At 61.4% G+C, this 3399-nt stretch carries 7 protein-coding genes; all 7 read left to right on the forward strand.

Annotated elements, in window-relative coordinates; all coding sequences use genetic code 11:
* Positions 1 to 126 precede the first annotated feature (126 nt).
* The 7 genes from JJD74_RS30310 (at position 127) to JJD74_RS30340 (ending at position 3366) form a co-directional block, all read left to right on the forward strand.
* Positions 127 to 393, forward strand: a complete 267-nt coding sequence (locus JJD74_RS30310; RefSeq protein WP_016487057.1) for a nucleotidyltransferase family protein — start codon at positions 127 to 129, stop codon at positions 391 to 393.
* Positions 390 to 776, forward strand: coding sequence for a HepT-like ribonuclease domain-containing protein (locus tag JJD74_RS30315; RefSeq protein ID WP_003100872.1), 387 nt, complete (start codon positions 390 to 392; stop codon positions 774 to 776). The genes JJD74_RS30310 and JJD74_RS30315 overlap by 4 nt, the downstream gene beginning before the upstream one ends.
* A gap of 236 nt (positions 777 to 1012) precedes the next feature.
* Positions 1013 to 1369: a cupin domain-containing protein gene (locus JJD74_RS30320; RefSeq protein ID WP_003465043.1), complete on the forward strand. Its 357-nt coding sequence runs from the start codon at positions 1013 to 1015 to the stop codon at positions 1367 to 1369.
* 254 nt (positions 1370 to 1623) lie between these two features.
* Positions 1624 to 1950, forward strand: coding sequence for a hypothetical protein (locus tag JJD74_RS30325; RefSeq protein WP_003100858.1), 327 nt, complete (start codon positions 1624 to 1626; stop codon positions 1948 to 1950).
* Entirely contained in the window at positions 1947 to 2447 is a 501-nt protein-coding gene (locus JJD74_RS30330; RefSeq protein WP_003100856.1) for a hypothetical protein, read from the forward strand. Before JJD74_RS30325 ends, JJD74_RS30330 begins: the two co-directional genes overlap by 4 nt.
* Positions 2444 to 2815 (forward strand): hypothetical protein, encoded by a 372-nt coding sequence (locus JJD74_RS30335; RefSeq protein ID WP_003100853.1) that lies wholly within the window; start codon positions 2444 to 2446, stop codon positions 2813 to 2815. The genes JJD74_RS30330 and JJD74_RS30335 overlap by 4 nt, the downstream gene beginning before the upstream one ends.
* Entirely contained in the window at positions 2809 to 3366 is a 558-nt protein-coding gene (locus tag JJD74_RS30340; protein ID WP_003100847.1) for a recombinase family protein, read from the forward strand. Before JJD74_RS30335 ends, JJD74_RS30340 begins: the two co-directional genes overlap by 7 nt.
* The last annotated feature ends 33 nt before the right edge of the window (positions 3367 to 3399 follow it).

Genomic DNA, 3399 nt, shown 5'->3' on the forward strand with positions numbered 1-3399 from the left:
CGCGGCACGGGAATCAAGGCATTGCGATTCTCGAAAATAGTTCTTGAAATTCTATTCTTGATTGCATATCATCTCAACGAGTTTCGATAAGAAAGGATGCCCATGCGACCGTCTGTTGTGCTTGACATGAAGCGAAGCGCAGTGCGTGAAGCGGTAGGCCGCTTTCGCGCCGCGAACCCGCGCGTCTTCGGCTCGGTGCTGCATGGCACCGACCGGGATGGCAGCGACCTCGACCTGTTGGTCGATGCGCTGCCCGGTGCCACGTTGTTGGACTTGGGCGATTTGGAAGAAGAACTGAAATCGCTGCTCGGCGTTGACGTCGATCTGCTGACTCCCGGCGACCTGCCGCCGAAGTTCCGGGCCAAGGTGCTCGCGGAGGCGCAACCGATATGAGCGAGAACCGCCTGCCCGATTACCTCGACCACATTCAGCAGGCCGCAACCGATGCGCGCAGCTTCGTGGAAGGGATGGCCAAGGACGACTTCTTGGCCGACAAGCGCACCCAGCAGGCCGTCATCATGAGCCTGATCGTCATCGGCGAGGCGGCCACAAAGGTGATGGATGGCTACGTCGAGTTCACCCAGGCGCATGCCGACGTGCCGTGGCGCAGCATGCGCAATATGCGTAATCGCATGGCTCACGGCTATTTCGACATCAACCTCGATGTGGTGTGGGAGACGGTACAGGAATGGCTGCCGGCGTTGCTCCAGCAATTGCCCGCCGTGCGTCAGGATGCCGACGATGAAGACCGTAACGACAAAGGCATGGAGCCATGACCAATCAAGCCGCCGATGTTCGGCCCCTCTGGCGTGTTCGATCCCGCGACCTATGAGCCGCGCTCGGGCAAGACCTTCTGGATGGCCGCAACGGACGTGAGTTCGCTGGTGGGCAAGGAGGCAGCAGCCGACACGCTCATCGGCAACTGCACGACCGCACGACCAGCCTCCCGTTCAAATTCGAGTTAGAACTCATATCCAGCCTGTCTGGGGGCACTGTGAAAGAGGGATCTCCGATGACTGTTGAATCGAGAATATTTTCTGTAGCCGAGTATGTTCAGCCGTCCGAAGGCGAGCCTATTCGTTCCGTTGTGCTTGAAACCCGAGACTCAATTATCGTGGTTTGGCATGTCCATCCCGGGCAGGAAATTGCGGCTCACATTCATCCTCACGGCCAAGACACGTGGACTGTTTTGTCGGGAATGGCTGATTACTTTCAGGGCAATGGGATTGTTCGTGCCCTCAGGGAAGGTGAGATAGCCGTGGCAAGACCGGGCCAAGTGCACGGGGCGCGAAATACAGGTACCGAGCCATTTGTGTTCGTCTCGGTTGTGGCATCAGCCAATGCCGGTTTCGTATTGGCTGAGCGATAGAGCCCAATCTCTGGAGTTGGTCCAATGAGCGGTCGGGGAGATAGGTAACAGACATGCAGCGGACACGGCTGCTAAACCAGGTCGCAAACCTCCTTGCGTCGCAGCGTGCCGCAAGCGACGCGATCAATCGAATGGGGTCGGCATGAGACTGAACACCATCCAGTTCCCGACCGCGTAGCCGCCTGTCCTGCCGATCAGGTCTTGACCATCGACGCCTGGGATCAGTCCTGAATGTTCTTGGAGACCACTACGTTATGAGCCGCAGCCGCCGCAAAACACCCATCGTCGGGCACACGACCTGCGGCAGCGAGCGCGAGGACAAGAAGCTCTGGCATCAGCGCTGGCGCACCCGTGAGCGCACGGCGCTGACCAGCGCGTCGCCCGAAGCCCTGAGCGCCCATCTGCCCCTGCTGGAAAACCAGGCCAGCAGCGTCTGGTCGATGGGCAAGGATGGCCGCTCCTACTGGCCCGTCAAGCGCCAGGCCGCCACGGCGGATCGCATCGCCAATCACAAGGGACGCAACCCGCAAGAACGCGCCTCCCTGAAAAAGCGCCTGCTGCGCAAGTGGATGAGCAAATGAAGCTCTCCTTCCATCAGCACATTGCGCTGTTCTGGATGATCGGTGCTCCGGGCGTCTTCGCGCCCGTGATCGAGAACGCCAAGCGGCCCGATGCCGGCGCCGTCATGGCGTGGGGTGTCGCGATCGTGGCGGTGATGATCCTCTTCACCCCTTTGCTGCTGCGCTGTCCACCATTCCGGCGCTGGTATGGCCGGACGGATGCGCTGTCGGAGCGGCAGCGCCAGGCGCTTGCCGAGCGCGGCCTGCGCCGCTACTACCAGACCGCTTTCGATGACGGCTACGTGCCCCGCGTGATGCCCTACGTGTGGCGCATCATCTGGACGGTCGGCGGGTTGATGGCTGTGACCGCCGTACTGCCTACCAACACCGGACGGCCAGCCTTCGATGCCTTGGTGGTCTTCTCGACCTGGTATCCGATAGGCGTGATGCTGCTGGTTTTCGCGTCGAGGCCCCTTGGCCGGTTGATTCGCCAAAGAGCACAGGAGCGGCGGAAATGAGCACGTCAACCATCGAGGCGCTGGCCAGCGCCTGGGCAAGGATTGCCGAGGAAGCGGAATTCCCCGCTGACTACGAGGGGACTGCCACACCACAAGCGCATCGGGCTAGCGAAGCTATTCAGGAGCAGATTCGGGAGCGCATCGTCGCCACCAACGACATGCGGCTGTTCAGCCTGCTGCACCTGCTGGGTCAGGCGTCGCTGCGCATGGAGCAAGCGCTGTGGCCGGAGGATTACGAGCGGATGACGCGCGAGGTTGAGGAAGCCCTGCGGCAAGCCACCGACGCCAACGCCAGATCGTACACCCACGAAGAAGTGATGCAGGCGATGCAGGAACGCATCGACCGGGCGCGAGACAAGCCATGTTGATTGGCTATGCGCGCGTCTCGACGCAGGATCAGAACCTGGAGCTGCAACGCGAAGCCTTGAGCAAGGCCGGATGTAAAAAGGTCTTCGAGGACAAGGTGAGTGGCACGCGGGCAGACCGGCCTGGCTTGGCCAAGACGCTCGAAATGCTGCGCGAAGGCGATACTTTGGTCGTCTGGAAGCTCGACCGGCTGGGCCGGTCGGTCAAGCAACTGGTCGATCTGGTCGGCGATCTGCACAAGCACGGTGTCCAGTTCAGGAGCCTCACCGACTCCATCGACACCGGCACACCATCCGGGCGGTTCTTCTTCCACGTCATGGCGAGCCTTGCCGAAATGGAGCGCGAGCTGACCGTCGAGCGCACCCGCGCCGGGCTGGAAGTCGCCAAGCAGCTCGGCCGCAAAGGCGGCCGCAAGCCGAAGATGACCGACAGCAAGATCGAGTCGGCCAAGAAGCTGCTGGCCAGCGGGGTGCCGCCCAAGGACGTGGCCAAGAACCTCGGCGTGTCCATTCCGACGCTGTACCGCTGGGTGCCAGCCTCCACGCACGCTTAGCGTGCTTTATTTTCCGTTTTCTGAGACGACCCC

Origin of the sequence: Pseudomonas sp. MF6776, from assembly GCF_016613125.1 — a bacterium.
Classification (GTDB): domain Bacteria; phylum Pseudomonadota; class Gammaproteobacteria; order Pseudomonadales; family Pseudomonadaceae; genus Aquipseudomonas; species Aquipseudomonas iridis.

What these genes read in the sequence shown, in the direction of transcription:
- JJD74_RS30310 (WP_016487057.1), top strand. Translation starts at nt 127, where the DNA reads ATGAAGCGAAGCGCAGTGCGTGAAGCGGTAGGCCGCTTTCGCGCCGCG.
- JJD74_RS30315 (WP_003100872.1), top strand. Translation starts at nt 390, where the DNA reads ATGAGCGAGAACCGCCTGCCCGATTACCTCGACCACATTCAGCAGGCC.
- JJD74_RS30320 (WP_003465043.1), top strand. Translation starts at nt 1,013, where the DNA reads ATGACTGTTGAATCGAGAATATTTTCTGTAGCCGAGTATGTTCAGCCG.
- JJD74_RS30325 (WP_003100858.1), top strand. Translation starts at nt 1,624, where the DNA reads ATGAGCCGCAGCCGCCGCAAAACACCCATCGTCGGGCACACGACCTGC.
- JJD74_RS30330 (WP_003100856.1), top strand. Translation starts at nt 1,947, where the DNA reads ATGAAGCTCTCCTTCCATCAGCACATTGCGCTGTTCTGGATGATCGGT.
- JJD74_RS30335 (WP_003100853.1), top strand. Translation starts at nt 2,444, where the DNA reads ATGAGCACGTCAACCATCGAGGCGCTGGCCAGCGCCTGGGCAAGGATT.
- JJD74_RS30340 (WP_003100847.1), top strand. Translation starts at nt 2,809, where the DNA reads ATGTTGATTGGCTATGCGCGCGTCTCGACGCAGGATCAGAACCTGGAG.